This window comes from Citrobacter sp. Cm038 (assembly GCF_030333105.1).
GTDB lineage: Bacteria > Pseudomonadota > Gammaproteobacteria > Enterobacterales > Enterobacteriaceae > Citrobacter > Citrobacter murliniae.
Window position 1 is genome coordinate 60828 of record NZ_JAOWGO010000017.1, and the last position, 18600, is coordinate 79427.

An 18600-nucleotide genomic window follows, 5' to 3' on the forward strand; every position below is an offset into this window, starting at 1 on the left:
AATTTCTCAAGAACGGAAATGCGATCGACGGGACGGGCAATGAAGCCAGAACTGCCGACTGATTAAGGCCGTATTGTGGCAATCGGTCAAATTCACATAGGCGTAAATAAACAGGATATTGATGCGACGAGAAAAGTTGTGTGTCCTGGGTTTATTATTATTCACTTTTATTATGTTTATTGGTTGATTAATGATGCCTATAAATATATTTCTGTTGTGTTTTTTTGTTTCATATATGAAGGTGAGTTTATTTAAATGTAAAGTAAAATATTTTAGAGAAAAAATCAGGAGGTTATAATGAAATGAATGTTAAATGCAGTGATAATTTTACCCTAATCAGGTTGGTTCTGGCTGTTGGTGTACTACTTGTACATAATGGAGGTATTACAAATTCAGATGTGTTAAAGCCGATCCTGTCTTACCTTAGTGGTGATGTGATTGTTGAATGCTTCTTTGTGATAAGCGGCTATCTGATAGTAAAAAGCTACATGAGGAATCAGCGTGGTTTTTTCTACAGGCGTGCTCTAAGATTACTTCCTGCATATTATTTTTGTCTTTCTTTTATTGTTTTTTGTGCCTGTGTAGTTGCGATGTATAGTGTCGGAGAAAATTTTTGTAACCTTGATTTATTAAAGTATATTGTGGCAAATGCAATATTTATGAACTTTCTGCATCCGGCTTTGCCCGGTATATTTGTCGATAATCCATTAACTGCTGTCAATGGTTCATTGTGGACGCTTAAAACGGAAATCATCCTGTACTTATCTGTGCCGATCTTTTTTTATATATACGTGCGGAATAAAATGCTCGCTTTTACTTTGGTCTGCTTGGTTTCTGTCCCGTGGCTGTTTTACTTCCGGTGTATCAGTGATTCACCTAATGCCAGGATGATGTCGTTACAGTTTGTCGGTATGGCGGCATATTTTTTCGGCGGTGCATTGTTTGCTATTGTTAAAAATTTTATAAAACTCATTCCACCAATTGCAGTTGTTTCTGCTGTTTGTTATATGCTGGCGGAAGGGAAAGAGTTGAGGTTTTTGAGTGAATATTTTCTTGTTGTATCCTCTGTGCTTTTTTGTTGTTTGAATATCCCTTTGGGATTCAATTTTGAAAAAATAGGGGATTTTTCATATGGTATCTATCTGTATAACTTCCCTGTAATCCAGCTCCTTTACTCTTTAGGGTTATATAACACGCATCCATATTTATCATTCGGGTTGTCATTGATACTGACTTTTTTTGTGGCAAGTGGATCGTGGTATTTAGTAGAAAGGCGTTTTTTGCAGTTAAAGTCAAGAGTCAGATAATATGAAATATAGATTAGCAGTCGCTCATTAAAAACGAACGACTGGTTTATAAACCTGGCGTCAACGTATAAACCCGCCTTTTGATGAGTTAAGAAGAACAGGGGTATTTTTCAACCAATGCCTCAGCAACTATCATTGCTGGGGGATTATTTCTTTCTTCTGGTTTGTTTTTAAGCCAGTTGCCTACGGTATCGAAAACCTGGTTTATATCGAATGTATCCGAAATACAAATCTCTTTCTCAGCCGTCAGAACTGTTGCTATTCCTCTTACATATCCTGAAAATGCGGCTGGAGCGGATTGTTGGTAAATAGTGTTATGATCCTTTTTATAAAGCTGATAACCTTCGAGAAGATAACTGCTATTAAATTTGTCAGGAATTTCAGCGTGTGACACTAATGGTATAAATAAATTGAATGCCAGAATAAGCCTGGTGACAGTGTTCATGTGGTTACTTTTCTTAAAAAATGACACTCATCTCAGCACGATGCAGTGAAACGGTTAGGAATTAATCAATTCATTTTAAAGTAACATGCCGATTAATTGCGAGTCCAGAAAAGAATGAATCTTATTTTGGATTTTTGGTTGTTGAAATTTAAAATATCGCTCCGGGTCTCTTCTCGCGTTCCGTAGATCATTTTATGTATCCGTTCACGCTTCAGTAACAAGAATAAGTTTTTCGCAACTGTGTTGTCGTAACAGCTAAAAGGGCGACTGATGTAGCCTTCAGGCCTATGTGATTTCAGGTGCAAGTTGGAAAGTATTGATTTTGGCTTCTAACGAACAGCGGAGTTGTTCTTGCTGATCAATTTGTTTCGCCAGAAAAGTGCTGGACGCCGCCCGAAAGCCCCGCGCATCGCCATCGTAGAAAACGTGATTCGTTTCCCCGAATCAGGCAGATTCGATTTCTTTTACGGAGAGTGATTTGTCTGGCCATTGCCGGGTTTCCGTAGTTTTAGGCACCTCAAAAACAATAGAGCTTTTCGTTGGGCCTATCAATGGGTTTAAAAGGTTCGGATTTAATCAGTTCTCTTCGGACTTCGCGGGACAAATTGCAGACACAAAAAAGCCCGCAGGGCTTGCGCCGTGCGGGCTCTTAGGACTTCATCGGATGACTCTGGTAATCACCGATGGAGAATTTTGGTGCTGGCGTCCTTGTAATTGGTGGGGGAGGTGGTTGATTTTGTTGGGGATTTACACTTTTTTCGCGAAGGGGAAGGCGCAAAAAGAGTGGCGATGATGTTGATATGGAAAGGGTTTTCGTAATTTATTGATTTTTAATGTGATTGTTGGGGGCGGGATTTTGCGTGTTGGTCGAGGCTTTGGTGGACACTATAGGCTTGTCGTTCGTTTCCAGAAGTGAGCGTTTCTGTCGGATAATTCATTCTCTTGAATTTTCCAGACTGTAAACCATGCTCATCTAATACACGTGAAAAACAATAACGTCATCTATCGCCGAAGGAGATACGGGTAGATGGCCTTTGGTATAGCCAATGATGTCCCTTTAACAATAAGAGAGCACCATGCTTGAACTCTGTCCTAATTGCGAATGCTGTGATAAAGATCTGCCGCCTGAATCAAAAGAGGCATGCATCTGTTCATTCGAATACACATTTTGCGTCGATTGCGTGACCCAATGGCTTAACAGCCAGTGTCCGAACTGCGGAGGGGAGCTGGTGCGACGTCCAATACATCCGGAAGCATCCCTCCTGCGACACCCTGCATTAGCAAGCATACTCTCTCTGATGGTTGTTTATTGCAGATGATTGAAAGCCCGGAGGTAACATTTCCGGGCCAAATTAATCGTGGGCTGATTATTGTATCGGTATCGAAAACGTTGCAAAAGGCATGTTAAATTGTGATTTCGTATCGTTAACGTTACCATTGAAGGCGAAGGGTTTTCCAGATTTCATCTCTAAGTGATGCCGGAACACCCTCACTTTCCGCCAGCTCACGCCAGCAGGAAACCGTTTTAATTGTTTCTTTGATAATTTGCTTGGCCTTACTTGATCGCAGGCTGGTGATGTGAGTTGCCACGCTCAGTAAATCATCTATTGTGAAGTTGTCTCGCTTACCCGCGAGGGTAAGTTGATGTGAGGCCACCCATTCCGAATCTGCTCTGTAACTCCAGGCAATATCGAAGGCCGGAGCAAGCGTCCAACGATAATTATCATTGACCATAAATGACCAGTTTTTTGTGTGATCATCATGGTTTCTTGCGATTACATTGAATACCATCCTGCGATAAATCTGTTCCTGCTCATGGTTCGTTAACCCTATCTCACGAGCAATTCCGAGCATCTCTTCATAGCTGTACTCACCAGCCTTTCTGAAGTTTGCATGAGCCAATCCGCATAAGCTCAGTACATGAAATTTCTTGTTGTTTTCCCGGTCGAATCGCTTCGTCATAAAGTGTGCCCGCTGGGACCCTTCTTCGCGGAGCAATTCACAGTGCGACATGTTGATCCCCACTTGCTTAGCCATCAGATGATAGACATATTCCATCAGGCCGTAACCCTTCGGGTCACCAAAGGTTTGACGTTCAGTTTTGTGTTCTTCGACGCCATCAAACTTAAGGAGAAAATGCTCAAATCCTGTTGGTGCATTAACCTGGCCGGACCGAATTTCCGTTCTATCCTGATTAACTGCGATTACCGCCTTAGCCCTTGCACCACCAGCTGAAGTACCAATCTGCAACAACTTGGAAAGAGAAGATTCTTCATGATCGTTCAGTTCAAGGCCGTTTCGCGTATCTAGGACCTTTTGAGCCATGCTTACCAACTCAGCAATTAACAGAGGCTCGCTATAGGGTGTATCAGGGTTATTGGTGGGCAGGTACTCCAGGGCTCCCATACCGCGGCTCCCGGTATATAGCAAACGGTCTATTGCAAGAAATTGGGACTTGTCACGACCTTCTCGTGCCAGCCAGGCATCAATCAGAGTGTTACCAAAATCATCCGGGAGCGAGTCCGCAAAAACTGCTGGCAAACCGCGATATGTTTCCCATGGCAGTGCAGGGAAGGTAAATATTCCCTTCTCAAGAGGCAGATACCGTGGCGATAGGCTGAAACCAGCGGTCCTCCAGTCTTCCGTGTACTCAAAGGTGGCAATTTTGCTGTCTCCTGTATACGCCAGATATCCGGCAGTAATCCCATCGAACAGCACTTCACATGAATTAGCGATCATTATTTTACCTTATTCCTGAGGGCCAGCATTGCGCCTACTCTGTTCAAAACGGGATTTTCTTTTGAAGCCGAGATGCCGGAAACTCTCCTGCTCTGTTTTCTCTGCGCCCTGAACACATCAGATGGGCGCACTTCCAGAGTTGGTACAAGCAAATCAAGCCCTTCAAGCAGCCGCATTTCGCGCAGAACTGCAATAAATGTTGCCAGACTGCAGGCTCCATTCTTCAACCGTGCGTAGGTTGGCCGACTAATGCCGAGATTTTCAACCAGGGTTTCCTGAGAAATACCCCGAGATTTTCGGTAAGCCTCCAGGCGTTCGAACAGTTCTTTTGCAATGGCTGTGTCTGACATAGCTATTGATATTTTCATATGCATAACCTCGCAACTTATATGTTCCATTATATGCCAAAAACGTGAATTTGTAATGAATACATTGCAGGTGTTGGGGGCTGCAGCATAGGCAGTCGTTACGGCTGGCTTTAGATGTTCAGGTACTCCGGTAAGCGGACCCGTAAGGAAATATGATGGTTTGCTGATGAAGCAAAAAGGAGAAGATATCGAACGGATCGTGAGTTTGTGGATTACGATATATATGCAATATATACGTTACAAAATTGGCTGATAGTGACAATTTAGCATCGTATACGTTACAAAATTCTGGTGTTACTGAAAATAGTGCGAGATCAACACGAGAAGAAAATGTGCCAAGGTCACGCCATTACAATCATAATTCAAGGCATGCTACTCACTATAAATGCAGTTAATTGGATACTCGGTGTATTTAATAAGTGTATTTAGGTGTTGAGTGCTAGTCGACGTACTGCTAAAGTGATTACATCACCATTACGCGGGAGCTAATAATGAGAACACCTTCTGACGTCGCTGAACTCATTCGCATTGCGATGGAAAAACTTAACGATGAAAAACCGATCACTCGCTTTCAGATGTCGTTGAAGGGATTTGGGGCGCTCGCTCAACGTGACTTCGTTGACCAGTATTATTTGGCTTCGCTTATATCTGAATTAAAAGACCGTGGCTGGTGTATGTTTCAGATCACCCACACTAGCTATAGCTTGATCCGGCATGAGTCAGCCTCAAAATTCCGCAAGCTAAGCAGCGAAACTTTGTTGGCCTCCATTTATGGGAAAGAAGGAGAGGAATCATAATGATTGCGTATCAGTATTCTTTACTTATTGCTATTGATGAGCTCCCAGGTTCGCGTCGTCAGAAGTATGCAGCTGATGCGATTCGGCGTATCAATATGGACCTCAGTAGCACAGGTTTCCGGGCCAATAAAGGTTTTAAAGATGATGTTATGCGCTTGCCTGGTGGTTTTAGCTGGCGGTTCGATAACAAAGAACAGCGAGATACGGCCATAGATTGCTTGAAGGCACATCCTGCTGCTTGTTCATTGATCTTTATGAAAACGAGAAAGCGGAAATCTGCTTCTGGTAAGCGTAAGCAGTGTTTTGCGGGTAAGCCTCGCTTATCCAAGGCACTGAAAATCCAATGGCAGGCCCTGCTTTCTCAGTCTTCGGTCAACGAGATTATCCACTAGTATTCCCAAAGTACCCGCGAAAAAGTGAAATACCCGGCAGACGTTAAAGAGACTTACGTTGGGAGATCATTGTATTCATGGGACCCTGTTATCCATCTACTTCATAATAGCGGATCGCGTCCTGCACCCTGGCATAGCGCAGGGAGTGGGGAGAGTATTCACCCGTCAGCCCGGCATCGCGGAGATGGTTGTGCCAGTAATCCATCGCGGATTTCAGATCCGGTTTGTCAATGAGATGTCCGTCACGCTCCCCCGACAATCTCAAACGCCTCTTTCACAGCCTAGCGAATCGCTTCCCGGTCAATCATCTGTGTCATGCGCGGTCGTCCGCCTTTGGTGCCGAAGATCACGGGCAGACGTTCAGCGCCTTTTTCCTGTTGTTCTCATTCTGTAAGGTACGCAGGGAAATACCCTGCGCCAGTCGTTCATGAATATATCCTGCGATGTGTCTGGCTTTGAGCTGGCTGGTGCTGGTTACCTGAATATTCTGCGCCAGCAGATGATGGGCAAAACGCTGCGCCATCTGTTCGCGGTCGTGGACGGTTTTGTGGCTGCTACCTGCGCGGTGCGCCAGTTTTTCATATCCTGTGCCAGTCGCGACATGCTGACTCCTCCGCCTGATGCGGTAGCAATATTTTCCGGCGCGTGGGGAATGTACGGCACTGAACATTGCGCCATGCTGAACAATACCGGTGCGCCGGAAGGCGAGAGTTGAGGTATGGTGGGGTACGGTACTGCACGGTGTGCAGGCCGCCTGCCTCAGCAGGGATGCCCCCGGATCGTCGTGATCCGCCTCCGGCACTGCTCATTCCTCTTTTTTATCTTTTTGACGCAGAAATGATGGCGTCAGAGGGTTAATACAACGATAAGCCTGATAAGACGGCGGCTGGCGCAGCGGTGTGCGTCGGCGTCACTTTGTTTTGTTTGGCCCCCAAAGTGACGCGCCGCCGTTTCAGGCAACCTGTTTAATGGCGCAGAGATACGCCCCGTCTAAAGACGCGGTACCAACCTGCCTCTTGCTGGCACAGGCTATAGCAGCAACAACGACCGGACTGCGTCAGAGACGCCCCCGCCGTATTGTCCGGCTTGCGGGGTTAAGGGCTTGACCAACCTGACATAGCAGCCAGGCACAGTCCTCTAAGGTCATGGCTGTCTCGGGTGCAGCCCCAGGACTGCGGCAGTTACCGTAAAAATAGCACGGAGGATGCGATGATTAAGCTGATTTTACCATCATAATTCATTGATAATAAATAACTTTATTATCAAGATGCAGCATGTGGTTTCATGAGCATCAGAAGATTGGGAAAATATTGTCAGAGAATGCCACGGCGGGAAGGATTCTTTTACATCTCTGGTGAGGCTTTCATGGATAATTATCCAGAAAATCTACGCCCGCAAAGGCTCGCTAAAGCGAGCCTTTGCGGGCGTAGATTTTAAATTTTTCTGATGGTTAAAACCCTGCTATTTCAGCCGTATCTAAAATACTTAAACGAACATTATTGGGTATGCAGAATGATATAACGCACCATGCGGAATGTTACTCTGATGCCCGACGCAGCTCCTCCGGATCCAGAGACGAAAAAACATGCCAGTTCTCTCATGCAAGAAGAAAATCAGGAAGGGCTGGAGGCGCTAAACGAAACGAACTGACAGCCACAATGGCGCACTTCCCTCCCTTACCCTTAAAGGCCTTTAAAGGCCCTTTAGCGAGCTTTTGCGGGCGTAGCATTATTCGAGCCAAAGTTGGCTAAAATCCGGCCATCCCAACGTATTTAAATCCCTCCAGGTAAATGACTTCTCGGTCGCAAATTCCATCCAGTGATGTAGCAAAGGAATAACATATCGCTGGTGGGTCATCTCATGGAAAAAGGCGGCAATGGTGGCGAACGCCTGTTCATCGTCACTGTTCAGAATGGTCGGTAGCAGGGCGTTCAGGTTTCGTCGTTGGGCTTCAGGCAGTCGTGTAAACAGCGCAGTGGAAGCCAGCCATTCCAGAAATGCCGGAACTGAAAGGGTATCGAGCATAAAGTTGCTGAGCCAGATATCCGCAGGGGGGCGCGGCTGGCTGTTAAAGCTGTCAAATGCGTCGATCCGTATCTCGGCGCGAATATGCCAGCGCTCAAGCAGGATGCGAATCGCCCCGGCAAGCTCCACCAGTTCCGGCTGCTGAAAGGTGCTGATGATCACCGGCTGACGCAGGTTAAACGGCGCGGTGATCCCGCCAAAATCCACCGGGCGGTGGTTCCATTGCGGCAGCATGCCCTGAGCCACGGAGAGGATGCGTGCGTATTCGTCGGGAAGCTGCGTCTGGCTGAGGAGTTCGATGGGTTGCAGCAGGTAATTAATAAACCGTCTTCCGGCCTCATCTGCAAAGGCGCCGTCACTGTCGAGAAGCACAAAACAGCACCCCTGCTCCAGACTACGCTCGTTGAGCGGGCGGTCATCCTGCGCCTCTTCGCCCCGCAGCAGGGGAATAAAGCTCATGCTGATATGTTCTGGCGCCCAGGTGAAAATGGTGATCTCATCCAGTCCGGGCCGCGCCTGGTGCCAGTGTTGATTGCGCCGCAGGACCATAAAGTTGTCGCTGTGCTCCTGCAGGTGGAAAGCGCCGGTACAGCGGATGTGTCCGTGCTGGTAATCGAACAGCATCGTCGGCTGGGTGGCGAGCAGGCAGTCGAGCCGCTTGACCGGATGATGCGTTTCAATCACCAGATGCCAGGGGGCGTCAGCGGTGATGCTTTTGATTGGGCTGAAAAGCGGCGCGAACTGTGGGCTCTGGCTGGCGGCAAGCAGGCAGCGCTGAACGGCGCAGGCATCCAGTTCGCTGCCATCGGCAAAGCGGGCGGTGGATTTCAGCCAGAACTCCCAGCGGGTAAAGTCCTCGTTGTGGGTCCAGTAGTGGGTGATATCAGGGACGATCCTGCCCTGAACGGCGTCATAGCGCGTCAGTCCGCTGAGGCACTGGCGCAGGAGGTGGCGTTCGGTTCGCCGCAGGGGAACGAGCGGATTAAGCGGATCCAGATTGCGATAGTAGGGGATGCGTACCCGCGTTTCGCTGCTTTTATCCTGTACCCCAAAGCGCCACAGGCTCAGGCGATCCAGCAGATACTTGTCGTTGCCGATAAACCGCAGCACGTTGCCGTAATCCTGCTTCTCCAGCAGCTTATTGACGTTCTGGCTGAATAGCTTTTCCGGTGAGGTTAACAGGTGGAGCCGTGAGCGCTTGCCGCGCCCGCGCTGGGGCTGCCAGTCGAGCCATTTTTCCTGATGCATCTTTTTCAGTGCAATACGGCAGTTACGCACCGAACAGCCGAAGATGGCGGCGATCTCCTGCATCTGTAATTCGTGCGTCTGGCCCGCGCCGTAGCGGGCGTGCAGCCTGCGAAAATGCGCCTCGAAGATACTCATTTGATGGCCTCCCACCGAACGTGATTTCCTCTTTTATCCCTTTCTGACGGTTTCCGGCGTGATTGCCCTCATAAATTTTCCGGTTTTAAGCGAAAACCGGAAATAACTTTCGTCTTTGATTGCTGTTTTTTTAATCACATCCGGTTCGGATACTGAAGGTGTTCGGAGCAGAACCTGCTGTTGTGCGAATCCCTGTCATAAAGACGCGCTCAGGAGATCGAGATGAAAAGATTCAACCTTCTGCAAATGTTACAAAGCATCGGGCGATCGTTAATGATCCCGATTGCTATGCTGCCTGCCGCCGGTATTTTGCTGGCCTTCGGCGTCAGCTTTCAGGATCCCAATATTGTCGCCAGCCTGCCGTTTCTCGGCGCTGACTGGCTGGTTCACGTGCTGAAGCTGATGGCGGAAGCGGGCAGTGCGATTTTCGCTAACCTGCCGCTGCTGTTTGCTGTCGGCGTGGCGGTAGGGCTTAGTGACGATCAGGGCATTGCCGGGTTATCGGCGATCGCCGGGTTTTTGATTATGAACGTCACCATCGGCCAGTTTCTGGGGATCACGCCCGAGTCGGTGGCGCAGGTGCGTGACTACACGATGGTGCTGGGCATCCCTTCGCTGCAGACCGGCGTGTTTGGCGGCATCATTATCGGGATTATTGCCGCCTGGCTGTATAAACGCTATTACCGCATCCAGCTTCCTTCATGGCTGGAGTTTTTTTCCGGCAAGCGCTTCGTGCCGATAGTGACCTCCTTTGCCGCGCTGTTTGTCGGGCTGGTGATGGCAGTGGTCTGGCCGCCGGTTCAGCATTTGATTAATGGCCTGTCGAATACCATGATGGTGCAGGGGCCGGGCGTGTCCGCCTTCCTGTTCGGTTTTGTCGAGCGGCTGCTGATCCCGTTTGGTCTTAACCATGTCTGGTGGCCGACGTTCTGGCTGCAGTTTGGCGAGTACGTAAACAAGGCCGGGCAGGTGGTGCATGGTGACCAGCTTATCTTCTTTGCCCAGTTGAAAGACCAGGTGCCGATTACCGCCGGAACCTTTATGGCCGGGTTGACGCCCATCAAGATGTTCTGCATTCCGGCGATTGCGCTGGCGATCTACCGCTGTGCCAGCCCGGAAAACAAAGCGCGGGTGAAGGGCATTATGCTCTCTGGCGCGATCACCTCCATTGTTTGCGGCATCACCGAGCCGATTGAGTTCTCCTTCCTGTTTGTTGCGCCCGTGCTGTATGGCATTCACGCCGTCTTAGCGGGTCTGGTGTTCCTGTTGATGGAGTGGTTCAGCGTGCACATCGGGCTCTCTTTCTCCGGCGGGCTTATCGACTATCTGTTCTTTGGCGTTCTGCCGCGGGCCCCACACTGGTACATGGTGTTCCCGGTCGGTCTGGTGATGGGCGCGGTGTACTACGTCCTGTTTACCTTTGCCATCCGCCGCTGGAATTTGCTGACGCCGGGGCGTGAAGTCGAAGAAACCGCGGTGACGCAGGAAAGCGAACAGAACGACCTGGTGAGCGGTATCATTCTGGCCTATGGCGGGCTGGGGAATATGACCAGCATCGAAGCCTGCATGTCACGTCTGCGCATTGACGTGACAGATAAGACGCTGGTGGACAAAGCGCTGCTGAAACAGCTTGGCGCGGCGGGCGTCGTCGAAGTCGGGAACAATATCCAGAGCGTCTTTGGCATGAAATCAGACCGGCTGAAAGAGGCGATCCGCGCAGCTAACGCGTATACACAGGAGGCAAAATGAAACAGCTACACCACAGCGGTTTGCCGCTGTATCTCGATGACGATGGCGTGATGGCGCTGAAACCCCCGCTGAACTATCTCGGCTTTGGCCGTAAAAGCGCCGAGCAGATGGCGGTGGTTTTACCGGAATTCACCGAAGCGCAGCGTGATGAACTGGCTTACGATGTTTATCGCGGGCTCAGCTTTCCGGAGGATCAGGAACGGCTTGCCGCTGACCAGTACCAGTATGATATCACCATCATCATGCCGGGAACGATCGGCAAGGAGCGCAAGAAAACCAGCGGTCATTATCACGGCTATAACGACACGCGGCACAACACCCATCCGGAAGTGTATGAAGTGATTAAGGGCACGGCGGCGTATATCCTGCAAAAGTCGCCGGATTTTGCCGTCGCACCAAAAGATCTGCTGGTGGACGATCTTATCGTGGCGGTGGTGAAGGAGGGGCAGAGCATTATCGTGCCGCCGAATTACGGCCACTGCTCCATTAATATCGGCGACGGGCCGCTGGTGTTCAGCAACCTGGCGTATAAACCCTGCGCGGTTCACTACGATACAGTGCAGTTTTACCACGGCATGGCCTGCTACATCGTGGAGGAGAACGGGCAACTCTGCGTGCGGAAGAATCACTACTACCCGCATATTCCGCGCATCAAATTCGCCACCGTCAAAGAGAACCCGCATCTTGGCATCACCTTCGATACGCCACTTTACCAACGCTACCGCGCCGCGCCGGAACGTTTTCACTTTCTGGGGCATGTCGATAACTATGTCCGGGAAATCATGGGGATGCTCGAGTATCAGGATAATTTATTCCCGCTCTGTCAGGAGGACGCATGATGGAAACGCAATCTGTTGCAGGCGCCGCCTGTACTGACCTGCATCAGGCGATGTCGCGGATTGACGGTGCTGCGCTGACGCGTCTGGAGCAGGCCATCGATGACGCGAACGCGATATTTGTTTTTGGTGCAGGCCGTTCGCTGTTGATGCTGAAAGCTTTTGCGATGCGCCTGATGCATATCGGCCTGAAGGTGCATGTTGTCGGCGATGTGGTCACTCCTGCGCTGCAAAAAGGCGACCTGCTGCTGCTGGCCAGCGCATCGGGCGAAACGGCTTCTCTGGTGAATGTGGCTACGAAAGCGAAGCAACTGGGCGGCACAGTGGCCTTGCTGACCATTTTCCCCGAGTCCACGCTGGGGAAACTGGCGGACGTAGTGGTCAGGCTCCCGGCCTATACCGACAAACTGCCGGATGGACCCGATAATGTGAAAGGCATTCTGCCCGGCGGCAGCCTGTTTGAAGAGGCGGTCATGGTGCTGGGGGACGCCATGATTGTGAATCTGGCGCAGTCGACGGGATATCGCTTAACCAAAGGTTTTGCGCTGCACGCCAACCTCGAATAAGTCATTCGACACAAGGAAACCAACATGAAATTACAGCTTGCCCTGGACGAGTTAACCCTGCCTGAAGCGCTGGTATTTATTGATAAGGTGGTTGATGACGTTGATATTATTGAAGTGGGAACACCCTTTCTTATTCGGGAAGGCGTGAACGCGATTAAAGCCATTAAAGAGAAATACCCGCATAAGGAAGTGCTGGCGGATGCGAAAATTATGGATGGTGGCCATTTTGAGTCGCAGCTGCTTTTCGACGCCGGGGCAGACTATGTCACGGTATTAGGCGTTACCGACGTGCTGACGATCCAGTCGTGCATCCGTGCGGCGAAAGAGGCCGGAAAGCAGGTGGTGGTGGATATGATCTGCGTCGACGATCTCCCCGCACGGGTTCGCCTGCTGGAAGAGGCGGGGGCGGATATGCTAGCAGTTCACACCGGCACCGACCAGCAGGCGGCAGGGCGCAAGCCGATTGATGATTTGATAACGATGCTGAAGGCGCGCCGGAAAGCCCGGATTGCCGTGGCAGGCGGCATCAGCAGCCAGACGGTAAAGGACTATGCGCTGTTAGGCCCGGATGTGGTGATTGTGGGATCAGCGATCACGCATGCGGCGGATCCGGCAGGTGAAGCGAGGAAGATTTCGCAGGTGTTGTTGCAGCATCACTGAGATGAAGGCGCAGGTGACTCTGCGCCTGATTTCACACTTTTAAAGTTATGAGCCGGAGGTTGTCGAAACTATTAAGCAGGTTCTTCCAGATCGAACCTAACAACGTAAGCACAAGGGGACATTTCACTCTTAGTGTAAAGATCTTGAGCATGTTTTACATATAGATTGCATGGCTCTCCATCTTTCCCATACTGTACAAGATAAAAATAATAGTTTTTACGGTGGTTACTTAAATTAGAAACGGTGAGTTCATTTCCTGAGAGGAAAAAACGGAATGCTCCCTCTTTTCCATCTCGGCCAATTGATTTAACTTCGATGTATCGCTCATCACCTGGGGCATTAAAAGAAAGAAAGTCGTAACCATAAGTTGGACGATTACGGCGATCATCTATTTCCTCAGCTAGTTTTGAATAGCCGAGACCGATTAGGCGGTTTTTTTCCCAGTTTAATGCATATTCTTCGCTTTTTTTGCCTATTAAATCACGATTGTCCGTTATTTCTTCGAAATTGACTTCGGGATGGTTTCTTTTTTGTGGTTTTTTAACTATCACAGCAGGAGCGCTGCTAAGATCCTTACGTATGAACTGGGCATAAAGGAAGGACATATATTTTGGATTGCTCCAGTTTCGGGTGATTTTATGCTCTAGTTTTTTCTTGAATAACAAATGTTGATATTTACTAATAAACTGTTGCTCTTTTATACCCATTTCCATAGCAATTTCTTTAAGATGATCTTTGCTGCAAATGTTTATAAAGTGTTCTGGAAAGTAAAGGCTCAATATTTTAGCCTTAAACATTTGGGATAGGGGGTTCTCGTCAATCGCTCTAAAATCTAATTCTTTCCCTGACTGTATTAGGTCTAGTAAAGCGTCTTTAACATTAGCGAAAACTACTTTATTAGTACTATCATCATCGCCAAATTTCTGAGTAAAACGATAGCGGACGGTTGGATCTGATTTTGATTTTCCATAATAAATACCAAATTTGAGCGCCGTCGCACCTTGCATATTTGCCCATGTTCTGGTTTTTACTTCAACACAAGCACAAAATGAAGCTGTACCTTTGCCGATGACATAGTCATCAAGCGTCATTTTTTTTAGGCGATTAAGGGGGTAAAGTTGCAGAAATTGGCCGCGTGCACTTAGGGCATTATCTTCTTTGGCTGTATCGTAATCTTTTTCAAAAACACGAAGAATATCATTAAAATTTGTAGGGAGGGACATAATAGCTCTTCTTAAAATGGTTTTTAAAGGGACATTATGAAACTCCAGCATTATAATTTGCTTGGGACTTTTTTGAAATACTTGTTGACTATTATTGGCGCAATAAATATAGATGAGAGGTTTAGCATGATACTATTGGCAGGAAGGTGAAAAAGGTCATAGCCATAAAATACCTCTATTCACCTTAATGACTAAAAAACATACAATCGTGTGTGGGGTTTTGTTGCGGCAGGATGGAAAACATTAATATATCTGCGGGCCAAAGCCTGACGAGTGAATAGACCAGTGAGTAGAATTAGCAAAATCATATGGAACTGGCACAAGGAGCTGCCCTGCGCCGTTTGTTTAAACATCTTCAGGTTTCCCGCTCTCCAGACTGCGGTGCACCGCCTCGCAAATCCGGCTTACCGCCAGCCCGTCTTCGGCGCTTTATGCCTGACCGCCCGCACAAAGTCATTGATCGGGTCGATCCCGAAACCTCTGGCGACACCGTTGCGGTAGTTGATGAAATAGCTGTTGGGTGTGAGTGTCTTATCCGGGGTGGTGATTTCCAGCCCCCGATGCTCTGAAGAGCTTCGGATCCAGGTCGTCTCGCAGAGGATCTCAATGCGTCCGTCATTATCCTTTGGGAACCCCTCCGGCAATACCCACGAATTCTCGACCACCCATGAACTGCCGTCGGCCATTGTCAGCAGGCTCTGCACGCTGTCGAAGGTGTCGAGGCCGCATTCGACCATCAGCCGCTTCTGTCCGACGGCGTACACCGACACCACTTCCTTACCGGAAAGGTGGCGTACCAGGTCAAAGCAGTGTGAGCCGAGAAACCACACCGGGGAGCTTGCGCCTGCCCAGTTCAGCCACTCTGTCGGCACGCTGATGACATCGTCCATGCTGATATGGCCGCGCAGGATGTGCCCGGCTTCCGGCTTCTCCAGTTCGGCCTTAATGCGCATCACCGCCGGGTCCCAGCGCTTGTGGAAATCGACGCCGACCAGCAGGTCCCGCTGCTGCGCCATCTCCACGATAAGCTCGCACTCACGTACCGAGGTGGCGAGCGGTTTCTCCGCCAGCACATGTTTGCCGTGGCGCAGGGCGGTGAGGATGGATTCAGTGTGGTACGGGTCAGGTGTCGCCACCGAGACCACGTCGATGGCTTCCTCCTGTAACAGGACATCCAGCCGGGTATAACCCATCACGCCACAGGTCATGGCGAGGTCGTCGCAGCGTTCTGTATCGGTGTCGCAGATGGCGACCAGCACGGTGTCCGGGTTATGGCGGTACGCATTCATATGGTGTTTGCCGTAGATACCTGCGCCGACCACGGCGGCTCTGATTTTGTTCATCGTTGAGTCCTCAGAATAAGCCCAGGGAAAACAGCCAGCCGACTATTACCGCCAGCGGCCCGGTTAACTGACGTGAGAGCAGAAAGGCGGGGACGCCCTTCGCGATGGTCTCTGGCTTTGCCTCCTGCATGGAGAGTCCCACCGGCACGAAGTCGCAGCCGACCTGCACGTTGATGGCGAAAAGCGCGGGCAGGGCAAAGGCCGGGGATATTGCACCCGCGCCAATCTGCGTACCAATCATCACGCCAATCACCTGCGAGATGGCCGCACCCGGCCCGAGCACCGGGGAGAGGAACGGAATGCCGCAAATCAGCGACAGCAGCACCAGCCCCCACAGCGAGTTGGCCAGCGGCGTCAGAGCGTGGGCAATCAGGCTGCCGAGCGCGGTCTCCTGCACCAGCGCAATCAGCAGCGAGACAAAGGCCATAAAGGGGATGACGTTGCGCAGGGAGACAGCCACTGCCTCACGGCTGGCGGCGAACAGCAGGGCGATAACGTGGCCGACGGTGGTACCGGTCTTTTCAACCATGCGCACCAGTTTCTCCGCGCCACGGGCAGGCGGCGGAGTGATGATGACCCGTGGTGCAGCGACAGGCACCGACTCCGGTTTACCGTCCGGGGCTTCGGCGGTATCCACCAGAACCAGTTGCTCCATCGTCACGCCGGAAACGTAGTTCTCCTCGGTAATAAACTGCGCCAGCGGCCCGGCGCGCCAGGTGGGGAGCACGTTGATGGTCGGGATGCCCTTCTGCGGATACAGGCCGCAGCGCAGGGACCCGCCGCAGTTAATCACCACGCACAGAATGTCGTTATCCGGCGGAATGTCAGAGAAGCCGTTAACGATTTCCGATTCGGTGAGCGCGCCGATTTCTATCGCCACCGGATGAATCTCGCGTCCGGTCAGCGACAGCACCTTTTTGCCGCTGCCAACGGGCAGCCACAGCCCTTTACCGTAACCGCCGGGACCGGGAGGAATAAGTACCGTATTCATGGCCGCCCCTCCTCAATCACCAGATTGCCGTGCAGGTCATGGAGTTTCGGAACCGGGCCGGAGAGGTGAACCGCACCGACGTGACAGGGATTCAGGTCACCGTTAAACACCAGCGTCAGGTGGCCGAGCTCAAAGAGTGCCTGCTGTGCCCCTTTGCCAACGGCAGTCACCAGATAGTCGTGCCCCGCCAGCATCAGGCGGTCGCCGGGCAGTATCATCAGGCTCTCTTCCCGGAACGACGGCTCCAGTGATAGCGAGTAATCGAGACAGTCTTTCGGCCCGTTACTGTCGAAGGTGATGAGCATCTTGTCGGTCAGGCCGTCAGCGACAAACAGCCCGATTGCAGTAATACGTGCGCAGTAAATCATCATGGCGCATTCCCCCGCTTGCTGAGCCGCAGGAACAGGTACTCGGTGATAATCCCGCGGATTAAACCAATCAGCATGGCGGCGGCAATATAGCGCAGCGCCAGTGAGGTGACAGGCAGGCCGAGCGCCTTAACCCCGGCAGCCACGCCGAGCCAGACAAACAGTTCTGACGGCACCACATGGGGAAACAGGCTGGTGAGCGGATGGGCGGTGGTGCCGAGCGCATCCTCATAGCCGGGTTTGCTCTTTTCAGGTAAGAGCTTGCCGAGCGTCAGCGCGCCGGGGCTGCTCATAAAGAACCAGCCGAGCACCGGCAGCACGCCGTAGGTGAGGATACGCGAGCGGCCGAGCAGGGCGGCAACTTTCTCCATCCGCACGGTACCAACCAGCTTCATCAGGAAGTTGATGGCCAGCAGCAGGCAGATGAGCATCGGGATAAGCCCGGTCATCATGTCGAGGAAGATTTTGCCTGCGACCTGGAATACATGAATAAACGCCTCAGCGAGGCTGACTGTCCACATAAGGAGTCCTCCGGGTAAAAGGCCCGGAGCGCACAGACTTATCGGACAGAGGTTAAGACATGACAGGCGTAAGCGTCTGGGGCTCCGGTAATGGCGATAAACAGCTATGGCTCATACTGCTTTCTTTGTTATCCCCGCTTGTGGCGTGTTTTTGTGAACTGAGCGGTTTTCAGGACGAGCGGATGCGTGGCAATTCTGCCCTGAGTATGCGATGCTCAGCAGTTGGGTTTGCAGAGGGTGATTGTCTGCAATGTGTACAGATAGATTAGATCGAAAATTAGACAAATTAAAGTGATAAATATCTAATTTTCGATAATTCATCTGTTTTTCTTATCATTCATATGGTTACAAAATCGGAGTATGATGATTAAGAGTGAATTTAGTGCCAGATTAGAGAAACTTCTCGCTATGACAGGCGATTCCATGCGTGATCTGGCACAAAAATGTGATATCCCGTACTCTACGATCCGTGGATATGTTGCCGGAGATTCGCTTCCGAATGGAATTGAGCAACTTCAGAAGATCGCTCATGCTACTGGAGTTAGTCCGGCTTGGTTACTAGGTGAGGAAACAGGTCAATCTCAAGATAGCGAACGAGTAAAAAGGGAATTAGGTCTACTAATGACTTTGGCTGAACATTTGTCTGATGAACAGCGAGGTATATTTATAAAAAAGATGCTAAATGCTTTGCTCTACCAAGTTGAAGGTGTTGAACGAACTTCAGATGAAGAAAGAAAGATGTTATCGGCATCCTCTATCGAGTTGGCCTTAAAAATCAATAAATTACCAATCAACAAGCAACTGGCTATTTACCATGATTATAATTTAGATGATGATTAATCATTCGGTTAGGTTACCAGTATACCGCGTTAAATATAAAATGATAT

17 protein-coding genes and 4 pseudogenes are annotated in these 18600 nt (G+C 50.0%); 9 read left to right on the plus strand and 12 right to left on the minus strand.

What is annotated here, in order from left to right; translation table 11 throughout:
• The first annotated feature begins 302 nt into the window (after nucleotides 1-302).
• On the plus strand, nucleotides 303-1307 hold the full coding sequence (locus tag OGY01_RS08320) for an acyltransferase family protein (RefSeq protein WP_286492860.1): 1005 nt from the start codon (nucleotides 303-305) through the stop codon (nucleotides 1305-1307).
• 88 nt (nucleotides 1308-1395) lie between these two features.
• Here OGY01_RS08320 and OGY01_RS08325 read toward each other — a convergent pair whose 3' ends face one another.
• From OGY01_RS08325 to OGY01_RS23790, 3 genes and pseudogenes are all read right to left on the minus strand, one after another.
• Entirely contained in the window at nucleotides 1396-1752 is a 357-nt protein-coding gene (locus tag OGY01_RS08325) for a Rap1a/Tai family immunity protein (RefSeq protein WP_045446450.1), read from the minus strand.
• A gap of 143 nt (nucleotides 1753-1895) precedes the next feature.
• Nucleotides 1896-2051 (minus strand): annotated as a pseudogene (locus tag OGY01_RS08330) (IS3 family transposase); the annotation flags it as partial.
• Nucleotides 2047-2163, minus strand: a pseudogene (locus OGY01_RS23790) (hypothetical protein); the annotation flags it as partial. The pseudogenes OGY01_RS08330 and OGY01_RS23790, both read right to left, overlap by 5 nt.
• Before the next feature lie 665 nt (nucleotides 2164-2828).
• On the opposite strand from OGY01_RS23790, the gene OGY01_RS08340 reads away from it, so the two are divergent.
• The gene (locus OGY01_RS08340; protein ID WP_286492862.1) at nucleotides 2829-3071 is read left to right on the plus strand and encodes a DUF1272 domain-containing protein; all 243 of its coding nucleotides are present in this window, start codon (nucleotides 2829-2831) and stop codon (nucleotides 3069-3071) included.
• Nucleotides 3072-3183: 112 nt separating this feature from the next.
• Here OGY01_RS08340 and OGY01_RS08345 read toward each other — a convergent pair whose 3' ends face one another.
• Complete coding sequence (locus OGY01_RS08345) at nucleotides 3184-4491, minus strand: type II toxin-antitoxin system HipA family toxin (protein ID WP_286492864.1); 1308 nt, start codon at nucleotides 4489-4491, stop codon at nucleotides 3184-3186.
• The gene (locus tag OGY01_RS08350) at nucleotides 4491-4859 is read right to left on the minus strand and encodes a helix-turn-helix domain-containing protein (RefSeq protein ID WP_286492866.1); all 369 of its coding nucleotides are present in this window, start codon (nucleotides 4857-4859) and stop codon (nucleotides 4491-4493) included. The genes OGY01_RS08345 and OGY01_RS08350 overlap by 1 nt, the downstream gene beginning before the upstream one ends.
• 491 nt (nucleotides 4860-5350) lie before the next feature.
• Between OGY01_RS08350 and OGY01_RS08355 the strand changes: the two genes are divergently transcribed.
• Nucleotides 5351-5656 (plus strand): hypothetical protein, encoded by a 306-nt coding sequence (locus OGY01_RS08355; RefSeq protein WP_063408817.1) that lies wholly within the window; start codon nucleotides 5351-5353, stop codon nucleotides 5654-5656.
• Nucleotides 5656-6048, plus strand: coding sequence for a hypothetical protein (locus OGY01_RS08360; RefSeq protein WP_063408818.1), 393 nt, complete (start codon nucleotides 5656-5658; stop codon nucleotides 6046-6048). The genes OGY01_RS08355 and OGY01_RS08360 overlap by 1 nt, the downstream gene beginning before the upstream one ends.
• Before the next feature lie 91 nt (nucleotides 6049-6139).
• Here OGY01_RS08360 and OGY01_RS08365 read toward each other — a convergent pair.
• Both OGY01_RS08365 and OGY01_RS08370 read right to left on the minus strand, forming a co-directional pair.
• Nucleotides 6140-6651 (minus strand): annotated as a pseudogene (locus OGY01_RS08365) (integrase domain-containing protein); the annotation flags it as partial.
• Between the two features lie 1125 nt (nucleotides 6652-7776).
• Nucleotides 7777-9456, minus strand: coding sequence for an SgrR family transcriptional regulator (locus tag OGY01_RS08370; protein WP_286492868.1), 1680 nt, complete (start codon nucleotides 9454-9456; stop codon nucleotides 7777-7779).
• Between the two features lie 222 nt (nucleotides 9457-9678).
• Here OGY01_RS08370 and ptsG point away from each other — a divergent pair, with 222 nt between their 5' ends.
• Genes ptsG through hxlA form a run of 4 tightly spaced genes read left to right on the plus strand, consistent with a single transcriptional unit; the run spans nucleotide 9679 to nucleotide 13267 of the window.
• Entirely contained in the window at nucleotides 9679-11205 is a 1527-nt protein-coding gene (ptsG, locus tag OGY01_RS08375) for a glucose-specific PTS transporter subunit IIBC (protein ID WP_286492870.1), read from the plus strand.
• Complete coding sequence (locus OGY01_RS08380; RefSeq protein WP_286492871.1) at nucleotides 11202-12044, plus strand: glucose-6-phosphate isomerase family protein; 843 nt, start codon at nucleotides 11202-11204, stop codon at nucleotides 12042-12044. The genes ptsG and OGY01_RS08380 overlap by 4 nt, the downstream gene beginning before the upstream one ends.
• Complete coding sequence (gene hxlB / locus OGY01_RS08385) at nucleotides 12044-12607, plus strand: 6-phospho-3-hexuloisomerase (RefSeq protein WP_286492926.1); 564 nt, start codon at nucleotides 12044-12046, stop codon at nucleotides 12605-12607. The genes OGY01_RS08380 and hxlB overlap by 1 nt, the downstream gene beginning before the upstream one ends.
• Nucleotides 12608-12631: 24 nt before the next feature.
• On the plus strand, nucleotides 12632-13267 hold the full coding sequence (gene hxlA, locus OGY01_RS08390) for a 3-hexulose-6-phosphate synthase (protein ID WP_181231166.1): 636 nt from the start codon (nucleotides 12632-12634) through the stop codon (nucleotides 13265-13267).
• 71 nt (nucleotides 13268-13338) lie between these two features.
• Here hxlA and OGY01_RS08395 read toward each other — a convergent pair whose 3' ends face one another.
• The 5 genes and pseudogenes from OGY01_RS08395 to srlA all read right to left on the minus strand — a co-directional run bounded on the left by OGY01_RS08395 (nucleotide 13339) and on the right by srlA (nucleotide 17713).
• Nucleotides 13339-14541, minus strand: a complete 1203-nt coding sequence (locus OGY01_RS08395; RefSeq protein ID WP_181231167.1) for a protein NO VEIN domain-containing protein — start codon at nucleotides 14539-14541, stop codon at nucleotides 13339-13341.
• A gap of 294 nt (nucleotides 14542-14835) precedes the next feature.
• Nucleotides 14836-15833, minus strand: a pseudogene (locus OGY01_RS08400) (Gfo/Idh/MocA family protein).
• A 10-nt stretch (nucleotides 15834-15843) separates the two neighbouring features.
• Nucleotides 15844-16824 carry a PTS glucitol/sorbitol transporter subunit IIB gene (gene srlE, locus OGY01_RS08405; RefSeq protein WP_286492872.1) on the minus strand — a complete coding sequence of 327 codons (981 nt, stop codon included), beginning with the start codon at nucleotides 16822-16824 and terminating at the stop codon, nucleotides 15844-15846.
• On the minus strand, nucleotides 16821-17195 hold the full coding sequence (locus tag OGY01_RS08410; protein ID WP_032649173.1) for a PTS glucitol/sorbitol transporter subunit IIA: 375 nt from the start codon (nucleotides 17193-17195) through the stop codon (nucleotides 16821-16823). Before OGY01_RS08410 ends, srlE begins: the two co-directional genes overlap by 4 nt.
• Entirely contained in the window at nucleotides 17192-17713 is a 522-nt protein-coding gene (gene srlA, locus OGY01_RS08415; RefSeq protein WP_181231171.1) for a PTS glucitol/sorbitol transporter subunit IIC, read from the minus strand. Before srlA ends, OGY01_RS08410 begins: the two co-directional genes overlap by 4 nt.
• Nucleotides 17714-18076: 363 nt before the next feature.
• Between srlA and OGY01_RS08420 the strand changes: the two genes are divergently transcribed.
• Nucleotides 18077-18553, plus strand: a complete 477-nt coding sequence (locus OGY01_RS08420) for a helix-turn-helix domain-containing protein (protein ID WP_001305747.1) — start codon at nucleotides 18077-18079, stop codon at nucleotides 18551-18553.
• Nucleotides 18554-18600 lie beyond the last annotated feature (47 nt).